General features: G+C 67.7%; 17 protein-coding genes. 13 read left to right on the top strand and 4 right to left on the bottom strand.

Annotation, left to right across the window (positions count from 1 at the left end):
- Positions 1-66 precede the first annotated feature (66 nt).
- Positions 67-1404, bottom strand: a complete 1338-nt coding sequence (locus tag LDO86_RS11295) for a class I SAM-dependent methyltransferase (protein ID WP_018769453.1) — start codon at positions 1402-1404, stop codon at positions 67-69.
- A 46-nt stretch (positions 1405-1450) separates the two neighbouring features.
- On the opposite strand from LDO86_RS11295, the gene LDO86_RS11290 reads away from it, so the two are divergent.
- The 6 genes from LDO86_RS11290 to LDO86_RS11265 all read left to right on the top strand — a co-directional run bounded on the left by LDO86_RS11290 (position 1451) and on the right by LDO86_RS11265 (position 8286).
- On the top strand, positions 1451-2533 hold the full coding sequence (locus LDO86_RS11290) for an FAD-dependent oxidoreductase (protein WP_018769452.1): 1083 nt from the start codon (positions 1451-1453) through the stop codon (positions 2531-2533).
- Between the two features lie 50 nt (positions 2534-2583).
- Positions 2584-3726 carry a class I SAM-dependent methyltransferase gene (locus LDO86_RS11285; protein WP_018769451.1) on the top strand — a complete coding sequence of 381 codons (1143 nt, stop codon included), beginning with the start codon at positions 2584-2586 and terminating at the stop codon, positions 3724-3726.
- A gap of 204 nt (positions 3727-3930) precedes the next feature.
- The gene (locus LDO86_RS11280) at positions 3931-5133 is read left to right on the top strand and encodes an ROK family transcriptional regulator (protein WP_018769450.1); all 1203 of its coding nucleotides are present in this window, start codon (positions 3931-3933) and stop codon (positions 5131-5133) included.
- An 8-nt stretch (positions 5134-5141) separates the two neighbouring features.
- Complete coding sequence (locus LDO86_RS11275) at positions 5142-6494, top strand: extracellular solute-binding protein (RefSeq protein WP_018769449.1); 1353 nt, start codon at positions 5142-5144, stop codon at positions 6492-6494.
- Between the two features lie 2 nt (positions 6495-6496).
- Complete coding sequence (locus tag LDO86_RS11270; protein ID WP_018769448.1) at positions 6497-7378, top strand: sugar ABC transporter permease; 882 nt, start codon at positions 6497-6499, stop codon at positions 7376-7378.
- A 74-nt stretch (positions 7379-7452) separates the two neighbouring features.
- The gene (locus LDO86_RS11265) at positions 7453-8286 is read left to right on the top strand and encodes a carbohydrate ABC transporter permease (RefSeq protein ID WP_018769447.1); all 834 of its coding nucleotides are present in this window, start codon (positions 7453-7455) and stop codon (positions 8284-8286) included.
- Here LDO86_RS11265 and LDO86_RS11260 read toward each other — a convergent pair.
- The gene (locus LDO86_RS11260) at positions 8283-8486 is read right to left on the bottom strand and encodes a hypothetical protein (RefSeq protein WP_223991855.1); all 204 of its coding nucleotides are present in this window, start codon (positions 8484-8486) and stop codon (positions 8283-8285) included. The genes LDO86_RS11265 and LDO86_RS11260 overlap by 4 nt on opposite strands.
- Positions 8487-8625: 139 nt before the next feature.
- Here LDO86_RS11260 and LDO86_RS11255 point away from each other — a divergent pair, with 139 nt between their 5' ends.
- From LDO86_RS11255 to metE, 7 genes are all read left to right on the top strand, one after another.
- On the top strand, positions 8626-9633 hold the full coding sequence (locus LDO86_RS11255) for a MoxR family ATPase (RefSeq protein WP_018769445.1): 1008 nt from the start codon (positions 8626-8628) through the stop codon (positions 9631-9633).
- A gap of 6 nt (positions 9634-9639) precedes the next feature.
- Positions 9640-10542 (top strand): DUF58 domain-containing protein, encoded by a 903-nt coding sequence (locus tag LDO86_RS11250; RefSeq protein ID WP_018769444.1) that lies wholly within the window; start codon positions 9640-9642, stop codon positions 10540-10542.
- Positions 10532-11011 carry a hypothetical protein gene (locus tag LDO86_RS11245; RefSeq protein WP_018769443.1) on the top strand — a complete coding sequence of 160 codons (480 nt, stop codon included), beginning with the start codon at positions 10532-10534 and terminating at the stop codon, positions 11009-11011. Before LDO86_RS11250 ends, LDO86_RS11245 begins: the two co-directional genes overlap by 11 nt.
- Positions 11011-13011, top strand: coding sequence for a VWA domain-containing protein (locus LDO86_RS11240; protein ID WP_018769442.1), 2001 nt, complete (start codon positions 11011-11013; stop codon positions 13009-13011). Before LDO86_RS11245 ends, LDO86_RS11240 begins: the two co-directional genes overlap by 1 nt.
- Positions 13008-13724, top strand: coding sequence for a hypothetical protein (locus LDO86_RS11235; protein ID WP_026265796.1), 717 nt, complete (start codon positions 13008-13010; stop codon positions 13722-13724). Before LDO86_RS11240 ends, LDO86_RS11235 begins: the two co-directional genes overlap by 4 nt.
- A gap of 331 nt (positions 13725-14055) precedes the next feature.
- A complete protein-coding gene (locus LDO86_RS11230) occupies positions 14056-15021 on the top strand; it encodes a methylenetetrahydrofolate reductase (protein ID WP_018769440.1) in 966 nt (321 codons plus the stop codon).
- Between the two features lie 107 nt (positions 15022-15128).
- Positions 15129-17468, top strand: coding sequence for a 5-methyltetrahydropteroyltriglutamate--homocysteine S-methyltransferase (metE, locus tag LDO86_RS11225; RefSeq protein ID WP_224083992.1), 2340 nt, complete (start codon positions 15129-15131; stop codon positions 17466-17468).
- Positions 17469-17495: 27 nt separating this feature from the next.
- On the opposite strand, the gene LDO86_RS11220 is transcribed toward metE, so the two are convergent.
- Positions 17496-18212 (bottom strand): hypothetical protein, encoded by a 717-nt coding sequence (locus tag LDO86_RS11220; RefSeq protein ID WP_224083991.1) that lies wholly within the window; start codon positions 18210-18212, stop codon positions 17496-17498.
- 48 nt (positions 18213-18260) lie between these two features.
- Positions 18261-18767: a DUF2004 domain-containing protein gene (locus tag LDO86_RS11215; protein WP_018769437.1), complete on the bottom strand. Its 507-nt coding sequence runs from the start codon at positions 18765-18767 to the stop codon at positions 18261-18263.
- Positions 18768-18811 lie beyond the last annotated feature (44 nt).

Genomic DNA, 18811 nt, shown 5'->3' with positions numbered 1-18811 from the left:
CCTCCTGCCGGGTTACGTCCCGGCAGGAGGGCGCTGTACGTGGAGTGTTGGCGGGAGTAAAACGGCTCACATCCAGGCGGTGCGCCGCAGCGGCGGTTCCTCTCCACCCGGGCGGCGCACCAGCACCTGGTTGACTCCGGTCAGCCCGGTTTCGAAGCCAATGGCGCTGCTGGCCATGTAGAGCCGCCACACCCGGGCGCGTCCCGCACCGGCCAGCTTCACCGCCTCGTCCCAGTTTTCCTCAAGCCGGCTTACCCATGCCCGGAGCGTGAGCGCGTAATGCCGGCGGAGGGCCTCCACGTCGAGGACTTCGAACCGCGCCGTTTCCAGGGCGGCCACCATTTCGCCGAGGCTGATCATCTCCCCGTCGGGGAACACGTACCGGGGAATGAATGAGTCCGGGTCCGGGCTGGTGGGGCCGGCGTTCCAGGAGATGGCGTGGTTCAGCAGCCGCCCGCCGGGCCGGAGCAACCCGTAGAGGGCCGAGGCGTAGGCGGGGGTCTGGGCGCGCCCGACGTGTTCGGACATGCCGATGGAACTGATGGCGTCGAATGGCCCGTCGCTGACATCCCGGTAATCCTGGACCCGGATGTCCACTTTGTCCGTCAGGCCGGCGTCCGCTGCACGCTTGCGGGCCAGGGCGGCCTGTTCCCTGGAGAGCGTCACGCCCACTACGCTGACGCCGTACCTGGCGGCAGCGTGGAGGGCGAAGCTGCCCCAGCCGCAGCCCACATCCAGCACCCGCATCCCCGGTTGAAGCCCCAGCTTGCGGCAGACCAGGTCCAGCTTGGCCTCCTGAGCGGCGTCCAGCCCCGAGTCAGGGCCACTCCCGGGGGCTTCGGCGCCGCCGGCGGCCCATACCGCGCAGGAATAGACCATCGACGGTCCCAGCACCAGGGCGTAGAAGTCGTTGCCGACGTCGTAATGATGCGAGATGGCGGCCGAATCCCGGCGGCGGGAATGCATCCTGCCCTTTTTGGCAATGCGCGCCTCCTCCGGTGGCGGGGCAGGGTTGGGCCCGATGGCGCCGAGCCGGACCGCGGTGCGCAACAGCAGCCAGAGCTCGCCTGCGGTCAGCGGGCGGAACGGCCCGGGCTCGGCGAACTTGCCGGCCGAGCTCAATGCCGTGAACGCCGCGAAGATGTCCCCCGGGGTGTCGATTTCACCTGCCACGTAGGCGCGGCTCAGCCCGAGCTGTCCCGGCGACCACAGAATGCGGCGCAGGGCCTTTCGGGACCTGAACTCCAGGACGGGTGCGTCCACGGGTCCCGCTTCCGAGCCGTCCCACGCGCGCAGGCGCAACGGGATCTGCCCGGTCCCCAGCACCACCCCCAGGGCCTTTTCCAGCCGGGCAGCGTGCCCGGTGCTTCCGTTTCCTGTCCGTTCGGCTGCTCCAGTTTCCATGCGCCTACCCTAAGGCCGCGTTGGCTTCCGCGACTATCATGGGCAGGTGAGTCCTGACCCAACCGACGTGGTGGTCATCGGGGCGGGCCAAGCCGGCCTCTCGGCTGCCTACCACCTGCAGCGCCGGGGAATTGACTATGCCGTGCTGGACGCCGAGGAAGGGCCGGGCGGTGCATGGCGGCACCGCTGGCGGAGCCTCCGCATGGCCACGGTCAACGGAATCAGCGATCTGCCGGGCATCGCCAAACCGGAGGTGGATCCGGCGGAACCGAGCTCGGAATTCCTGACCCGGTACTTCGGAAGCTACGAGGCTGAGCTGGGTCTGTCCGTTCTCCGGCCCGTCAAGGTCCGGGCCGTCAGGCGCGAAGATGATGACCCGGCCGGGCACTTGCGGGTCGAAACCACACGCGGGGACTGGACGGCCAGGGCCATCATCAACGCCACCGGTACGTGGACCCGCCCGTTCTGGCCCATTTACCCGGGCCAGTCCTCGTTCCGCGGCAGGCAACTGCACGTCGCCGACTACGTCTCTGCGGAGGAGTTCCGCGGCAAACATGTGGTGGTGGTGGGTGGCGGCATTTCCGCCGTCGGGCTGCTGGAAGAAATTTCCCGCGTCACCACCACCAGCTGGTTCACCCGAAGGGAACCGGTGTGGCGCGACGCGCCGTTCGATGCCACAGCGGGCCACGAGGCCGTGGCGCTCGTGGAGGACCGTGTCCGGCAGGGACTTCCGCCGCAAAGCGTCGTGTCCGTGACGGGCCTCATCTGGACACCAGCCCTCCGCGCGGCCAGGGGAAGGGGCGCCCTCGACCGGGAGCCGATGTTCACGTCCGTCGAACCGGACGGCGTCCGCCGCGCCGACGGAAGCCTCCGCAAGGCCGACGTTATCCTGTGGGCCACCGGCTTCAGGGCGGAACTGGAACACCTCGCCCCGCTTCACCTGCGCGGGCCCGGCGGCGGAATCGCCATGGACGGAACCCGGGTGGCGGCCGAGCCGCGCGTCCACCTGGTAGGTTACGGGCCGTCGTCGTCCACCATTGGCGCCAACCGTGCGGGCCGCGCGGCAGTGACCGGGATCCTGAAGCTGCCTGGAATGGCGACGGCGGCGAAAACGGTAACGTGGGGGTGATGCCCCGGGACGCGGGGCGAACGAAGGCAACAGAAGGCGGCAGGACACCGGTGGCAGCAAACACCCTGGCGGACATTTTCAACGTCCTGCGCCGGCGGCCCGATGTCGAAGCCCCCAACCTGCAGGCCTGGGATGCCACGGACCGGCTGCTGCTGGAGACCGCAGTGCAGCTGGGGCGGGCCGGCGGTACCGTGGCGGTGATCAATGACCGCTACGGGGCCCTGACGCTCGGCGCCTCGGCAGTGCTTGCCCCGGCGTCGCTGCGCGTGCACCAGGACCTGATCACAGGGGAAAGGGCACTGCGGCTCAACGCGGCCGAACTGGGGGACGGGCCCGGGGCGGAGTTTGTCCAGCTGCCCCTGGGGCACCAGCTGCTGGCGGGAGCAGACACCATCCTGCTGCAGCTCCCCAAAACCCTCGCGGAACTGGAAGAAATCGCTGCCGCCGTGGCCCTGCATGCCGCACCGGACGTCCGGCTGCTGGCAGGAGGCCGGGTGAAGCACATGTCGCTGGGCATGAACGCCGTCCTTGAACGGTACTTCGTTTCGGTGCAGCCGCAGCTCGCACGGCAAAAGTCCCGGGTCCTCCTTGCCGCGGGCCCCAAACCCTCCACCGCGGCGCCCCGCTTCCCGGTGGTGGAGCACCTTGCCGGCCTGGACCTGGACGTGGCAGCCCACGGCGCAGTCTTTGCCGGCCCCAGGCTGGACATCGGCACGCGTTTCCTCCTGGCGTTCCTGCCCCGGATGAAACCGGCACGGCACGCTGTCGACCTCGGCTGCGGCACCGGAATCCTTGCCGCGATGTACGCGCGGCAGTTCCCGGCAGCCGCCGTGACAGCCACCGACCAGTCCGCGGCCGCAGTGCAGTCCGCCCTTGCCACCGCCCGCGCAAACGGCATGGCAGACCGCATCAGCGTTCTGCAGGACGATGCGCTGAGCACCTTCCCGGACGCCGCCGTGGACACCGTGCTGCTCAACCCGCCCTTCCACGTTGGTGCGGGCGTCCACGCCGGTGCCGGCCTCAAGATGATCCAGGCAGCCGGGCGGGTGCTGGCTCCCGGCGGCGAGCTGTGGACGGTCTTCAACCGGCACCTCGCCTACCTGCCGGCGTTGGAACGGTACGTGGGGCCCACCGTGGTGGAGGGGCGGAACCCCAAGTTCACCGTCACCCGAAGCACCCGCCGCCCCCTCTGACTGGAACGCGCCCGGCCACCGGGAGTCCACCGCCGGGAACCGCGGATCCTGCCGCGCCGCGCCGCCGCCCGCGCATATGGGCGGGGGACCACCCTTAACGTACGATTCAAAGCATCACCATCACGAGGTAGCCGAAGACGTTTAGGGGACACAGTGTCTGAGATCCGCCAATCCTCTCCGAGACGCGGAACCAACTTGCCCAGGATGGGGGATTTCAACCTCACCGTCATCCTTGACGCAATCCGCAGGACGTCCGGTGGCCTGAGCCGCGTTGAACTGGCCCAGATCGTGGGCCTGTCCCCGCAGACCATTTCGAACATCTCGCGCCGCCTGCTGGACCAGAACCTGATTGTCGAGGCCGGCAAGGAGGGTACCGGCCCGGGCAAGCCGCGCACCATCCTCCGCCTCAATCCCGGCGGCATGTACGCCCTTGGTGTCCACCTGGACCCCGCAGTCACCACGTTCGTGGTGCTGGACCTCGTGGGAGCTGTTGTCCGGCACTCGCGGATCAAAACCCCCGGCGGAAACGATCCCTCCGCCGTGATCAGCACCATCGCTGCGGAAATCGACCAGCTTGTCGCCGATTCCGGCGTAGACCGCAGCCGCATCGCCGGCCTGGGCGTGGCTGCGCCCGGCCCCATCGACCTGGACAACGGCACGGTCGTGGATCCACCACTGCTGCCCGGCTGGGACAGGGTGGAGCTGCGCGAAGCGCTGGCCGGGGCCACCGGTTACTCGGTACTCGTTGACAAGGACGTCACCAGCGCCGCCGTGGCGGAGACATGGGCAGGCGGGCCCAGCGGCGCCGGCAGCTTCGTCTTCATGTATATGGGCACAGGCATCGGCTGCGGCATCGTCCTGAACGACGAAGTGGTCCGCGGCACGTCCGGCAACGCCGGGGAGATAGGACACATCATCGTCGATCCCGACGGCCCACCCTGCGACTGCGGCCTGCGCGGCTGCGTGAAATCCTCCTGCATCCCGCAGGTCCTGGTGGCGGAGGCGGAAGCAGCGGGCATCCTGGACGGATCCCGCGCGGGTAACAGCGGCGCCGAAGTCCAGCAAAGCTTCGCCCGGCTGTGCGCACTCGCCGACGGCGGGGACGAACGCGCCGCTGCCATCCTGGACAAATCCGCCGTCCTGGTGGCCCGGGCGGTCTCCGTTGTCACCAACACCCTCGACGTGGAACGCGTCGTTTTCGGCGGCCCCTTCTGGAGCGGACTGGCGGAGCGCTACCTGGAGCTGATTCCGCCACTCCTGGATGCCAACAGCGACGTCAGGCTGATCCACCCCATCGAGGTTGTTGGCACGGGCGTCGGGGAGGACGTGGGAGCCATCGGCGCCGCCTCGCTGGTCCTGGAACATACCCTCGCGCCCCGGGCCCAACGGCTCCTGCTGGAAAGCTGAGGAACAGCATGCTTCGCCGGACATCGAAAACCGTCTCCCTGCTGGCCGCCGTGGTCCTTGCCCTTGCGGCCTGCACTCCCGGAAACCCAGCCGAGGGAAACAAGACCATCAAGGTGGCCTACCAGAAAACGGATTCGTTCAAGACCCTGGACACCATGTTCCAGGATGCGAAAAAAGAGTTCGAAGCCGCACACCAGGGCGTCACCATCGAACTGCAGCCCATCCAGGCGAACGACGACGACTACGGCACAAAGCTGGCCCTGGCCCTTCGCTCGCCTGCCACTGCTCCGGACGTCTTCTACGAAGACACCTTCAAGGTCCGCTCCGACGTGGACGCCGGGTACCTCCTGAAGCTGGACAGCCGGCTGGCCGGATGGGGTGACTGGGACAAGTTCAGCGACGGCGCCAAGGAGGCCGGGAAAGCGGACGACGGCGGCACGTACGCGGTGCCGCTGGGCACCGACACCAGGGCCATCTGGTACAACAAAAAGGTCTTTGCGGCCGCCGGCATTGGGTTGCCGTGGCGCCCGTCCAGCTGGCAGGACATCCTGGACACCGCAAGGAAGATCAAGGCATCCAACCCGGACGTCATCCCCTTCAACATGTATGCCGGCAAGGGCACAGGTGAAGGGACCGTGATGCAGGGCTTCTATGAGCTCCTCTATGGAACCGGGGCAAGCCTCTATGACACGGATTCGAAAAAGTGGGTCGTTGGGTCTGCCGGCTTCAAGGACTCGCTGACCTTCCTCAAGACCCTTTACGGCGAGAACCTCGCAGTGGCCCCGGCCGAGGCGCTGGACCCGAACATCTGGAAGAAGGTGTTCGGTGAATGGTTCCCGAAAGCAAAGCTCGGGGCAACCGTGGAAGGCTCCTACGCGCCGTCGTTCTGGCAGGCCGGTGGAAGCTACGCGTGGCCGGGCTACGAACAGGACATGGGCGTGGCCCCGTTCCCGACGCAGAACGGCGGCGCCCCCGGCGCGGTCAGCATGTCCGGCGGGTGGACCCTTGCCGTCGGGGCGGAAACCAAGCAGCCCGACCTTGCCTTCAACTTCCTCACCACGGCACTCAATGCCAAGAACTCGCTGGCCTTCACGGTGGCCAGCTCACAGATCGCCGTCCGGACCGACGTGGCCGCCGACCCCGCCTACCAGTCCGCCAACCCGTTCGTGAAGGACGTGTCCGGCCTGGTGGCCGTCACCAAATTCCGGCCTGCCACCTCCGACTATCCGCGGATTTCCGCTGCCGTCCAGGAAGCCACCGAGGCCGTGATCACCGGCAGCAGGAGCCCTGAACAGGCAGCGGCCGACTATGACACAGCCGTGGCCGGCATCGTGGGCGGCGACAAGACCGTCCGGAAGTAGCGTTGGCGGCCCACCACCGGACACGGCAGCTGCTCCGCTACCTGCCCGTCCTGCCTGCCGTCCTGCTGCTGCTCGTCTTCCTGGCCGGCCCGGTACTGTGGGCCTTCCACGCCTCGCTCACCAACGCCGGACTGACCGGCCGCAACGCAAGGAACCCCCAATGGGTGGGGCTGGAGAACTACCAGCGGCTGCTGGAGGACCCCGTCTTCCCGCTCTCGCTGGCGCTGACGGTCCTGTTTGTCGCAGGCTCGGCAGTCCTGGGCCAGAATGTGCTGGGACTTGCCCTCGCCGTCCTCATGCGCCGCGCACGTCCGATCGTCTCGGCAACTGTTGGCACCGCCGTCGTTGCCGCCTGGGTCCTGCCGGAAATCGTGGCCGCGTTCGCCGCCTATGCCTTCTTCAGCCGCGACGGCACGCTTAACCAATTGCTGGGCCGCTTCGGTGCGGGGGAAACCGACTGGCTCTACACCGTGCCCATGGCCGCCGTGATCCTGGCAAACGTGTGGCGCGGGACCGCCTTTTCCATGCTGGTGTACCGGGCAGCGCTCAACGGCGTCCCGGCAGAGCTGACCGAGGCCGCGCACATGGACGGGGCCGGTGCCTGGCAGCGGCTGGCGTTCATCACGCTGCCGGTGATCCGCGGCAGCATCGCCACCAACCTGATGCTGGTTACCCTGCAGACCCTGGCTGTCTTCACCCTGATTTGGGTCATGACTGCGGGCGGACCGGCCAACGGCAGCACCACGCTGCCTGTCCTGGCCTACCAGGAAGCCTTCAAATTCGGTGACATCGGCTACGGCACCGCCGTAGCGTCCGTCCTCATCCTGATCGGCGCCGTGTTTGGCGCAGCCTATCTCCGCCTCCTCAGTGAGCAGAAGCCGTGACTGCACCGAAATGGGCGGGACGGCGGCTCCCGCAGCAACAGCCCGGCCAGCCCAGCCCCAGCCGTCCACGCCGAGTGCAGCCCAGGCGCGGCCGTACCCGGGGCAACGCGTGGGCGGACGCGGTCCTGGTGCTGATTGGCGCCTGCTTCCTGCTGCCGTTGTTGTGGCTGGTGTTCGGTTCCGTGGATCCGGCCGCCGGACACGGCACCAGGGTTCCGCAGCAGCCCGGCCTGGACAATTTTGCTGCCGTCCTGACCCCCGAACTGCTATTTCGTCCGCTGTGGAACAGCCTGCTGCTGTCCGCGGGGACCGGAACGGTTACCCTGGCGGCGGCCGTGCTTGCGGCGTACCCGCTCTCCCGCTACCAGTCCAGGTTCAACAAGCCGTTCCTGTACGGCATCCTGTTTGGCACCTGCCTTCCCGTTACCGCCATCATGGTGCCGGTCTACGGACTGTTCGTGCAGCTGCACCTGCTGGATTCCCTGCCCGCCACGGTGCTTTTCCTGGCCGCCACCAGCCTGCCGATGGCGATCTGGATGACCAGGAACTTCATGGACGCCGTGCCTCTGGCCCTGGAGGAGGCGGCCTGGGTGGACGGCGCCTCCAGGCTGGCCGCCCTGCGATCGATCGTGCTTCCGCTCATGCGCCCGGGCCTGGGTGTGGTGTTCATCTTTGTGTTCATCCAGGCTTGGGGGAACTTCTTCGTTCCGTTCGTACTCCTGCTGTCCGAGGGCCGGCAGCCGGCGGCAGTGTCGATCTTCAGCTTCTTCGGCCAGCACGGGGCAGTGGCCTACGGCCAGCTGGCCGCATTCTCGATCCTCTATTCGGTCCCGGTCCTGGCCCTCTACGTCTTCGTGGCACGCGGCTCCGGCAACTCGCTGGCCCTTGCGGGCGCAGTCAGGGGTTAGTCGATGTCCTCAAAGACCACGCCGAACGGCAGGGTGTCGTCGAGGTGGGCCTGGTGCCCGGTGGAGCCCGGGTTGTACACCACCCGGACACCGTGCAGCTTTTCCGCCGCAGACTGCATCAGGACAGGCCGGACCGTATCGATGAACATCTGGCTCTTGTCGGCGAGGTATTCCTTGTAGGTGGCTGGAAGCTCGATCATGGCAAAAGGATAGACCTGCAGACCCCGCATGGGGAGGGGTGCCCATTGCCGGGTTCCGGGCGCCGGGCTTGGATAGGATGGCGGGCGGGACACGGCCTTCCGGACCGCGCGCCCATCACCGTCTTCAGGGGGAGATCCAGTGCTTTCGACCAGCGTGCCCGCAAGAATCCAGCCTGCGGAGCTGGCCAGGGCGCAGCGGGTGGCCGCCGGCGTCGCACGCAGTTTCGATGCCAAGGTGGTGGGCCAGTCCCGGCTGCGGGAATCGCTGCTGGTGGGCCTGCTGACCGGCGGCCACATCCTGCTTGAGAGCGTACCGGGACTGGCCAAAACCACTGCGGCCCAAACGCTGGCCGAAGCCGTCAGCGCCGAATTCCGCCGGATCCAGTGCACCCCGGACCTGCTGCCCAGCGACATTGTGGGAACCCAGATCTACGACGCCGCCAAGGGAACGTTCCGCACCCAGCTGGGGCCGGTCCACGCCAACATCGTCCTGCTCGATGAAATCAACCGGTCCAGCGCCAAAACCCAAAGCGCCATGCTGGAGGCGATGCAGGAACGCCAGACGTCCATCGGCGGCCAGGACTACCGCCTCCCGTCGCCGTTCCTGGTCCTGGCAACGCAGAACCCCATCGAGCACGAGGGTACATACCAGCTGCCCGAGGCCCAGATGGACCGCTTCATGCTCAAGGACGTCCTGGACTACCCCAGTCCTGCGGAAGAGGCGCAGATCATCGCCCGGATCGACGCCGGCGTCTTCACGCCGGAACAGAAACCGGCGGCGGCCGCTTCCCTTGATGCCATCCTGGAGATCCAGGAACTGACCAGGCGCATCTACATTGACCCGGCGGTGATCAACTACATTGTGGGCCTGGTGTACGTGACACGGAACGCGGCCCAGTACATTGACGCCCGGCTCGCCGGGTTCATCGAGTTCGGCGCCAGCCCCCGTGCGAGCATCGCCTTCAGCCAGGCCGCCCGCGCCGTGGCACTGCTGAACGGCCGCGACCACGTCATTCCCGAGGACGTCAAGGCGCTGGCCCATCGGGTGCTGCGGCACCGCCTGATCCTGAACTTTGACGCGGTGGCCCAACAGGTTCCGGTGGAATCGGTAATCGACGCGGTCGTCGCCGCTGTCCAGACTCCCTGAACCCCTATGGCCGGCCTCCTCCAGCGGGTGAAATCGAAGATGGCCATCTTCGCCCACCGCAAAGCCCGCGGCATGCTCGACGGCGAATACGGTTCGGTGTTCAAGGGCCGCAGCCTGGACTTCGATGACCTGCGCGGCTATGTGCCCGGGGACGAAGTGCGCGACATTGACTGGAAGGCCACCGCGCGCCACGGCTCACCCCTGATCAGGCGCTACGCCGCCGTCCGCCGGCAGACTGTCCTCCTGGTCACCGATACCGGGCGCAACATGGCGGCGGAGGCCCGGTCAGGGGAGGCGAAGAAGGACATTGCCGTGCTCGCCCTGGGGGTCCTTGGCTACCTGGCCCACCGGCACGGGGACCTGGTGGGGCTCGTCTGCGGTGATTCAACGGCCACGCGTTCCCTGCCCGCAAAGGGCGGCGAGGCCCACCTGGAGCGGCTGCTGGGGCACGTGGACTCCCACACGAGCCTCGACGCGGCGCCCAGCCGGATCCAGGAACAGCTCGAGTACACGGCGCGCACCATCAAGGGACGCCACCTGCTGTTCGTCGTCGCGGACGAGATTGCCGCAGACGATGCCATGGCCCAACTCCTCCGCAGGCTGCGCGCCCAGCACGAGATCCTCTGGCTGACCGTCAGGGACGCAGACCTGGCACCATATCCCCTGACCGGTCAGGTTCCAAGCGCGGAGGTGGACTACTGCAGCGTGGCCGATTCCGCCCTGCTGCCATGGCAGCCTGCTGCGTCCGCCGCGGTGAAGGCCGCTTACACCAGGGCCACCGCAGAGCGCGACGCGGCGCGCAGGGCCATGCTCCGGGCCGCGGGGATTACTGAGGGGGAGGTGGCAGGCAGCGGAGACGTCATCACGGGTCTCTTCGCCCTGCTGGAGAGGCACCGGCGTGCAGGCTGATCCCGGATTCTATGGCCCGCTGCAGTACAGCCCCGCCTGGCTGTGGTGCGGCGCAGCGCTCCTGGCACTGGTTTCCGGGTGGTACGCCTACGTGTTTGCCTCCACCCGCAAGGCGGAACGCTCAGCGCGGCGCAGCTCCGCGCCCGGCAGGTCCGCCCTGACCGACCTGCCGGCCCTCAAAGCCGCCTACCTTCAGCGCATCAACGAGGTGGAGGAGGCAGCGGCGGCCGGGCATCTCGAGGCACGCGGAGCGCACCAGCAGCTCAGCCTGCTGCTGCGCGGGTTCGTCCGCGATGCAACCGGAGTGGACGCCACCAGGATGACGCACCACGATTTGGCGCGCCACCCGCTCCCGGCGGCGGCCGGCGTCGTCCAAGCTCTGTACCCCGCTGAATTCGGCCCCGGTCCGCTGCAGTCCGTGAGCGTGTCCGCAGCAAAAGCTTCGGCGGCGGTGCGCTCGTGGAGCTGATGTTCTGGTGGCTGCTGCCGGTTGCGGCCGCTGCCGCAGGAGCGGCGGTATGGGCTGCCTTGCGCAGCAACCGGTTGTCCAACGGACGACGGCGGCCGGTTGCCCACGCCGACAGGCTGACCGCGCTGCCCGAATACCAGGCAGCCCTTCGCCGGCACCGGCGGTGGCTGGTCCTGGCCGGTGCCGCCTGCGGCGTGCTGCTGGTTTCCACTGCGGTTGCGGCGGCCCGCCCCCTTGACGTGTCCACCCTCCGTCCGGAGCAGCACAACCGCGACATCATGCTCTGCCTGGACACCTCCGGATCGATGAGCAGTGCCGACGCGGCAGTGGCGGACGTCTTTGCCGGCCTGGCACGGGAGTTCGACGGTGAACGGATCGGCCTGACCATCTTTGACAGCACCGCCATCCAGGTCTTTCCACTGACCGACGACTACCACTACGCCCAGGAGCAGCTCCACCTCGCGAGGGACGCGTTCGACGGCATGCAGGGCAGCTCCGGATTCTTCGACGGCACATGGAGCGGCAGGGGTTCGTCACTGATAGGCGACGGCCTGGCATCGTGCATCAACAGCTTTCCCGGCTCCGACGCTGCGGGAAGCAACGCTCCCCGGCGCTCGCGGTCGGTGGTGCTGGCCACGGACAACTTGCTCTCCGGTGAACCGATCATGACCCTGGACCAGGCGGCGCGGCTGGCCAAGGACCGATCGGTGCACGTCCACGCGCTGAACCCGGGGGACCTGGACTATGGCAGCGGGACCGGCCAGCCCGGTGCCCAGCTCCGGGCGGCAGCGGAGTCCACGGGCGGCTCGTATTACGCCCTGGACAGCCCTGCTGCCGTGGCCGGAATAGTCACCGCCGTGGAGAGAACTGAAACGGCGGCCATCCAGGGCGCGCCGCGTGCTGTGTTCTCGGAGGTACCTGGCCTGCCGCTGGCTGCTGGGCTGTTGTCCGCCCTGGCCCTGTGCGCAGTCCTGTGGCGGCTGCAGCCGGGCCGCCGCGGCAGCAGGGGGTGGCTGCGGCGGGGCGCCGTGGTGTTGATGATCATGGCGGCCGCCCTGCGGCCCGGCCTGCCCGGCGGATCGGTCCAGGCTGCCGCCGCCGACCTCAACGTGTTCTTCGTGGTGGACACCACCACCAGCATGGTGGCCGAGGACTACGGCAACGGCAGCCCGCGGCTGGAAGGCGTCCGGAAGGACATCATGGCCATCGCCGGGCAGTTGCCCGGCGCCCGCTTTTCAGTCATCACGTTCGACACCACCGCCCACGTCCGCATGCCCCTCAGCACGGATACGCTGGCACTCGAGACCATCACGGATGTCCTGGAACCCCAGGTGACTGCGTACGCCAAAGGCAGCAGCATCACCGCGGCGAGGCAGGTGCTCGCAGAGCAATTGGCCGCCGCCAGGGACGGCCATCCGGGCCGGCCCCGGCTGGTGTATTACCTGGGCGACGGCGAACAGACCAGCGGCAGGGAACCCGGGGCAATGACGTTCGACGGCGGCCTGGTGGCCGGGGGAGCGGTGCTGGGCTACGGGACGGCGGCGGGCGGCCGGATGAAGGAGAACAGCGGACAGGAGATCACCGGACAGGAGAACAGCGGACAGGAGATCACCGGACAGGAGAACAACGGCCAGGAGAACAAAGGACAGGACAACTCAGGGCAGGAGGACGACGGCGGCACGTATGTCCAGGACAACCGCGCCGGCACCAGCGGTGACGCACTGTCGGTCATCGACGAGGGGAGGCTGCGGACCATCGGCGGCCAGCTCGGCGTGCCCTACGTCCACCGCGCCGCCGGCGATCCCGTGGGGGACATGATGCAGCAGGCACGCCCCGGCAGGGTGGAACGTGCGGATGGAGACGGCCCGACGGCGGCCGGAGCCGAGCTGTACTGGATCTTCGCCGCCGGCGCCTTCCTGCTGGCCCTGCCGGAGGCGGTGGGCATCGTCCGGCAGCTGCGCGGGTTGCCCCGCATGCGCCGCAGCGGAGGGGACCGGTGACTGCCAGGGTCCGCAGGAAACGCCTGCTCCTCTGGTCGGCGGTGCCCGTAATGCTGCTGCTGTGCGTCGCCGCCAAACTCCTGAGCCTCAATGTTCTTGCGGACCGTGCCGCGACCGGTTTTGCGGCAGGGAATGCGCCCGGCGTGGATGCCGCAGCAGAGGGCCTTGGCCTGGCCAACCTGGTGGAACCGCATAAGGCGCCGTTCGCTGCCGGTGACGCCGCGGTGCTGGCAGGAGACTATGGGGAGGCGAAGGCCCTGTTCGAACAGGCGCTGGGACTGGTCCCGGACGGAGCCGGCGATGAATGCCTGGTCCTGGTGAACCTTGTCCTGGTGACCGAACGCCTGGGCGACCAACGGCTCCAGGCCGGGGACCCGTCGTCGGCCGTTCCGCTTTTCAACGAAGCACTGGCAACCGCCGGGCAGGCACCGGAAGGCTGCCTGTCCCCGGACGCGGCAGCAGGAGCGGACGGGCGGTTGGCCGAAGCGCGGGAACGGCTGGAAGGAAAGCTTGGCGCCGCCGGACGGCCGGAGGACCCGGAGGATGCGCCGGGGAAGGAATCCCCGCAGGACGGGTCAGCGGCTGCACAGCAAAGCCAGCTGGACCGGCTCCAGGAGAATTCGCGGCAGGCCCAGCGGGAGCGGAACAGCGGGCGCGAACGGGAAGAATACTTGGACAGCAGCACTGGCACGGCGCCGGACCGCCCTTGGTAGGAACCCCGCAAGGCGAAGAAAATTCTGCCGCCGCAGGAAACAGCCCGTAAAAGTGCGTCTTAATTCGGCCCCGACTTGTCCCGGCCCCGCCCGGCCCCATAGAGTCATAGACAAGTTACCGCGGTAACGTGTCAGCGATCCTCCGTTCCGGAGGGTGTGGGTGCCCCCATGTGGGCCTGACATTTGCTCACGGACTACTTCATTCAAGGCGTAACAGTCGCGGCTGCGTCCTCGTGGAGTCCCTCCGTGTTCCCCAAACTCAAATTCATTGCCGGTTTCCTGTCCTGTTTCGTGGCAGGGAACCCCCAATGGCCCAAAGCCAAGGACGCAAATGTCACCACCAAGCCTGATTGACGCACATCCCAACCTCTCCGACACCGCTCCGGTGGCGCTTTCCTATGAGCTGTTCCCGCCGCGCTCTCCCGCGGCAGCGGAGACGCTCTGGACCACCATCCGCGAGTTGGAAGCCACTGAACCGGACTACGTGTCCGTCACGTACGGCGCCAGCGGATCCAACCGGGACACCGCCGTCGAACTCATCAACCGGCTCCTGCTGGAAACCACGCTGCGGCCGCTGGCCCACCTCACCTGCGTGGGCAACACGCCGCAGGAACTTGCCGCGATCGTCGGCGAACTGCTGGACACCGGGGTTCGGGGCATCCTCGCCCTCCGCGGAGACCTTCCCAAGGACGCCAGCGCCCCGGCCACGGGTTCGCTCCGGTACGCCCAGGACCTGATCGAACTCATCCGCCGCGTGGAGCAGCGCCGGTCGGCCCTGCTGTGCGCAGGAAAGATCGCAGTGGGCGTGGCGGCATACCCAACCCGGCATCCGGAGTCGCCCAGCGAGGAGCACGACGTCGAGGTGCTGCTTGCCAAGCAGCGGTCCGGCGCGGATTTCGCCATCACCCAGGTGTTCTTCGAGACCAGGCAGTACGCCGACCTCCTCACCCGGGCCCGCCGTGCCGGGGTGACCATCCCGATCATCCCGGGCGTCATGCCGCTGACCAGCCTCCGCCGGTTGAACCGGCTGGGCCAGCTGACGGGCGTGGAACCCGCCCCGGAACTGATGGCCCGCCTGGCCGCAGCGGACTCCGACCTCGAACGCCTCCACATTGGTGTCGACGCCACCGTTGACCTGGCCAACGCCGCCCTTGATGCGGGTGCACCCGGCATCCACATCTACACCTTCAACGAGCACCAGAGTGCCTTGGAAGTGCTGGACAAGCTGGCCCTGCCGCGGCGCAGCCGTCCCGGCACCCGCCGCGAATCGATCGCCCGCAGCCAGCTCGCCAGCTGACCGGCGCCCACCTCACCAGCTTTCCTTCACCCACGCAGCGTTCGTACACGCCGCGTTCATCCGTGCTGCGTTCATCCGCGCACGCCCTCGACATCAGGAGTAACCCCATGACTGAACAGAACACCGCCCGCACGCCGTTTCCGGCAGCTTCACTCCTCGGCTACCCGCGGATCGGCCGCCGCCGCGAACTGAAGAAGGCCGTTGAGGCCTACTGGGCCGGCAGGATCGACGCCGGCGCCCTGGACGCCGCCGCCAAGGACATCCAGCTCAGCATCGCCAAACGCCTGCAGGAACTGGGCCTCACCGAAGCCGCCGCGGTCCCGGGCACGTTCTCCTACTACGACCAGGTCCTGGACACCACCGCGCACCTTGGCGCGGTACCGGCCCGGTTCGGCAAGCTCCTCAACGCCGGGGGCCAGCTGGACATCGACGGCTACTTCACGCTGGCCCGCGGCAACAAGGAACAGCAGCCGCTGGAGATGACCAAGTGGTTCGACACCAACTACCACTACCTGGTTCCGGAGATCGGCCCGGAGACCAAGTTCACCCTTGCGTCCACCGCCAAGGTTGACGAGTTCGCCTTCGCGCTGGCCAACGGCATCGAGACCCGCCCCTACATCGTGGGCCCGGTCACCTACCTGCTGCTGTCCAAAGCTTCCGACGACGCCCCCGCCGGCTTCGCGCCGCTGTCCCGCCTCGAAGACATCCTGCCCGTCTACGTGCAGCTGCTCGAAAAGCTCGCCGAAGCAGGCGCCGGCTGGATCCAGCTCGACGAGCCCGCACTCGTGGTTGACCAGGACACCCCGGCCGTCGAAATCGAAGCAGCCGTGGCCCGCGCCTACGAGGTCCTCACCGCTGCGGCCAACCGCCCGCAGATCCTCGTCTCCACCCCATACGGTTCCCTCGACGGACAGCTTGGGACCCTCGCCGCCACCAACATCGACGCCCTGCATATCGATGTCTTCAAGGGCGCCGTCCCCTCCGCAGCGGCACTCGCCGCGCTGGGCAACAAAACCCTGGTTGCCGGCGTCGTGGACGGCCACAACATTTGGCGCAACGACCTCGCCGCTTCGGCTGCCAAGCTGGATGAACTGACGGCAGCTGCCGGCAGGGTCACCGTTTCCACGTCCACCTCCACCCAGCACGTTCCCCATGACGTCGAGGAGGAGACACAGCTCTCCCAGCAGCTCCGCAGCTGGCTGGCGTTCTCGGACCAGAAGGCCGTGGAGGTCAAAACCCTCGCGTCCTACCTGGCCGACCCCGCTTCCGCCAAGGCCGCCATTGACCAGGCAACCGCCGTGATCGCTTCCCGCGCCTCCGCAGAGGGCGTCCGCCGCGCTGACGTCCGGGCCCGCACCGAGGCACTGACCGCAGCCGACTTCACCCGCTCCGACTATGCGGTCCGTGATGCGGCGCAGGAGGAAGCACTGCACCTGCCGCCCCTGCCCACCACCACCATCGGCTCCTTCCCCCAGACCTCGGACATCAGGTCGGCGCGCGCCCGGAACAACAAGGGTGAGCTCACAGACGACCAGTACGCGCAGCTGATGAAGGACGAAATAAAGCGTGTGGTGGAGCTGCAGGAAGAGCTCGGCTACGACGTCCTGGTGCACGGCGAACCGGAGCGCAACGACATGGTCCAGTACTTCGCCGAGAACCTCGAAGGCTTCGACGTCACCGTCCACGGCTGGGTGCAGTCCTACGGTTCACGCTGTACGCGTCCGTCCATCCTCTGGGGCGACGTCACCCGCAGCGCCCCCATCACCGTTGAGTGGGCCAAGTACGCCCAGTCCCTGACCAGCAAGCCGATGAAGGGCATGCTCACCGGCCCCGTCACCATCCTGGCCTGGTCCTTCGTCCGCGACGACCAGCCCCTCGGCGAGACCGCCAACCAGGTTGGCCTGGCCCTGCGCGACGAAATCGCCGACCTGGAAGCTGCCGGCATCAAGGTCATCCAGGTGGACGAGCCCGCCCTGCGCGAACTGCTCCCGCTGCGCAAGGCGGACCAGGCGGATTACTTGAAGTGGTCCGTTGACTCCTTCCGCCTGGCCACCGCCGGCGTCGCCGACTCCACGCAGATCCACACCCACCTCTGCTACTCCGAGTTCGGCGTGATCATCGACGCGATCGACGGGCTGGACGCGGACGTCACCTCCATCGAGGCTGCGCGCTCCAGGATGGAGGTTGTCCACGACCTCGAGTCGCACGGCTTCGGCCGCGGTGTGGGCCCGGGCGTCTACGACATCCACTCGCCGCGTGTTCCGGGCGAGCAGGAAGTCACCGAGCTGCTGGCCACCGCCGTCAAGCACGTTCCGTCCCGCCAGCTGTGGGTCAACCCGGACTGCGGCCTGAAGACCCGGGGCTACGCCGAGACCGAAGAGTCCCTGCGCAACCTGGTCAAGGCCACGCAGACGGTCCGGGCCGGCCTGCTGGAGGCGGCCAAGTAAGACGGGAAACGACGCAACCGCGGCCGGTCACCCCAGGTGGCCGGCCGCCGTCGTCTGCGTCATCCGCCACCCGCTGACGGCCAGCCACACGGCCGCCACAACAATGGCCACAATGCCCACAAGCGTGGGCAACGAATTGGCTGCCGAAAATCCGGATTCCCCGATGATCCACCCCTGCGCCACATACGCCAGCCCGGACAGCGCCATGAGGTAGCCAACAATCCGGGAGGCGTGGCGGGCTGCGGCCACAGCAACACCAACCAGTACCAAGGCGGCACCCAGCAGGATGCTCTGGTAGCTGCGCATTCCCCATTCCAGCCAGCGGATGCCTTCAGCTGTGGCAAAACGGGGCGCCTTTTCCGGGTCCGGGGCAGCAGCCCACGCGTCCACCGCCTGTTTCAGGGCCACCCCGTCAACTGCCTGCAGGGCGGCGTAGAGCACAACTGCAGCAGCGGCGGACAGAGCACCAAACCGTGCGGCCCAGGCCAACGGGCGGCGCTGGACGCCGAGCGCGGTGCCCAACGTAACAAGTCCGGCCCCCACCAGCGCCATTCCCACGAACTGGCCCAGGTGCACGGCGGTCCAGATTCCGCTGTTCGCATAGGCGGTGAAGGACGCCACGTGGTCGTTGGCGTCGTGGGACTCAGCATGCAGGATGCCGGCGAGAATCGAAACAAGCACGCCGGCGAGGAGCAGCGACGAAGCCAGCCGCCAGATGCCACGCCTGTCATCAACCACATCCATGGCCGCCCACCCTCCTTGGTGCCCGGGCGCTGTCGACCGGTCGACGGCCTAGGACTCCCAGACGATCTCGTCGTCCACCACGCCGTCCTGGTCGGCGGACGCCACCAGGACCTCGTCCGTGAAGTGCTCGCCCAGGGTGAAATCCAGGACAAAGTAGCGCTCGGGCTGGCCGGGGTAAATGCCCACATGGCCAAGTTTGAGGGCCTTGAGGAAGACCTCGTTGGTGAGCTGGCTGCGGTCCTGGACACCGAAAACCTTGTGCAGGTGCTCGTCCTTGAGGGCGTTGCAGTGGAAGTGCAGATACTCCTGCGGACTGGTGCCCTCCTGCTCAAGTTCCTCAGCGATCATCTCGCGGACCTCGTCCACCAGTTCCGGCAGGAAGCGCAGCCGGTACTCGACCTTGCGGAGCGCGGCTTCATCGAAGTTGTCGTGGGCGTTGATGTTCAGGTCGAGTTCCAGCGGGTGGCCACGCAGCTCATGTTTGGCGGCAAAGAGATGATCCATGCCGTGGTTGAGCTCGATCTCCCCAAAGTGCTGGCTCGCTACCTTGTTCATATTCTCAACATAGACCCGAAGGGCAGACCATTCCAGCGTTCTGC

The organism is Arthrobacter sp. StoSoilB19, from assembly GCF_019977275.1.
GTDB lineage: Bacteria > Actinomycetota > Actinomycetes > Actinomycetales > Micrococcaceae > Arthrobacter.
Note: the sequence above shows the minus strand (reverse complement) of the source record. Positions and strands in the feature narration are given on the sequence as shown.

What these genes read in the sequence shown, in the direction of transcription:
- metE (WP_224083992.1), top strand. Translation starts at nt 15,129, where the DNA reads ATGACTGAACAGAACACCGCCCGCACGCCGTTTCCGGCAGCTTCACTC.
- LDO86_RS11230 (WP_018769440.1), top strand. Translation starts at nt 14,056, where the DNA reads ATGTCACCACCAAGCCTGATTGACGCACATCCCAACCTCTCCGACACC.
- LDO86_RS11250 (WP_018769444.1), top strand. Translation starts at nt 9,640, where the DNA reads ATGGCCGGCCTCCTCCAGCGGGTGAAATCGAAGATGGCCATCTTCGCC.
- LDO86_RS11280 (WP_018769450.1), top strand. Translation starts at nt 3,931, where the DNA reads ATGGGGGATTTCAACCTCACCGTCATCCTTGACGCAATCCGCAGGACG.
- LDO86_RS11240 (WP_018769442.1), top strand. Translation starts at nt 11,011, where the DNA reads ATGTTCTGGTGGCTGCTGCCGGTTGCGGCCGCTGCCGCAGGAGCGGCG.
- LDO86_RS11275 (WP_018769449.1), top strand. Translation starts at nt 5,142, where the DNA reads ATGCTTCGCCGGACATCGAAAACCGTCTCCCTGCTGGCCGCCGTGGTC.
- LDO86_RS11260 (WP_223991855.1), bottom strand. Translation starts at nt 8,486, where the DNA reads ATGATCGAGCTTCCAGCCACCTACAAGGAATACCTCGCCGACAAGAGC.
- LDO86_RS11215 (WP_018769437.1), bottom strand. Translation starts at nt 18,767, where the DNA reads ATGAACAAGGTAGCGAGCCAGCACTTTGGGGAGATCGAGCTCAACCAC.
- LDO86_RS11295 (WP_018769453.1), bottom strand. Translation starts at nt 1,404, where the DNA reads ATGGAAACTGGAGCAGCCGAACGGACAGGAAACGGAAGCACCGGGCAC.
- LDO86_RS11220 (WP_224083991.1), bottom strand. Translation starts at nt 18,212, where the DNA reads ATGGATGTGGTTGATGACAGGCGTGGCATCTGGCGGCTGGCTTCGTCG.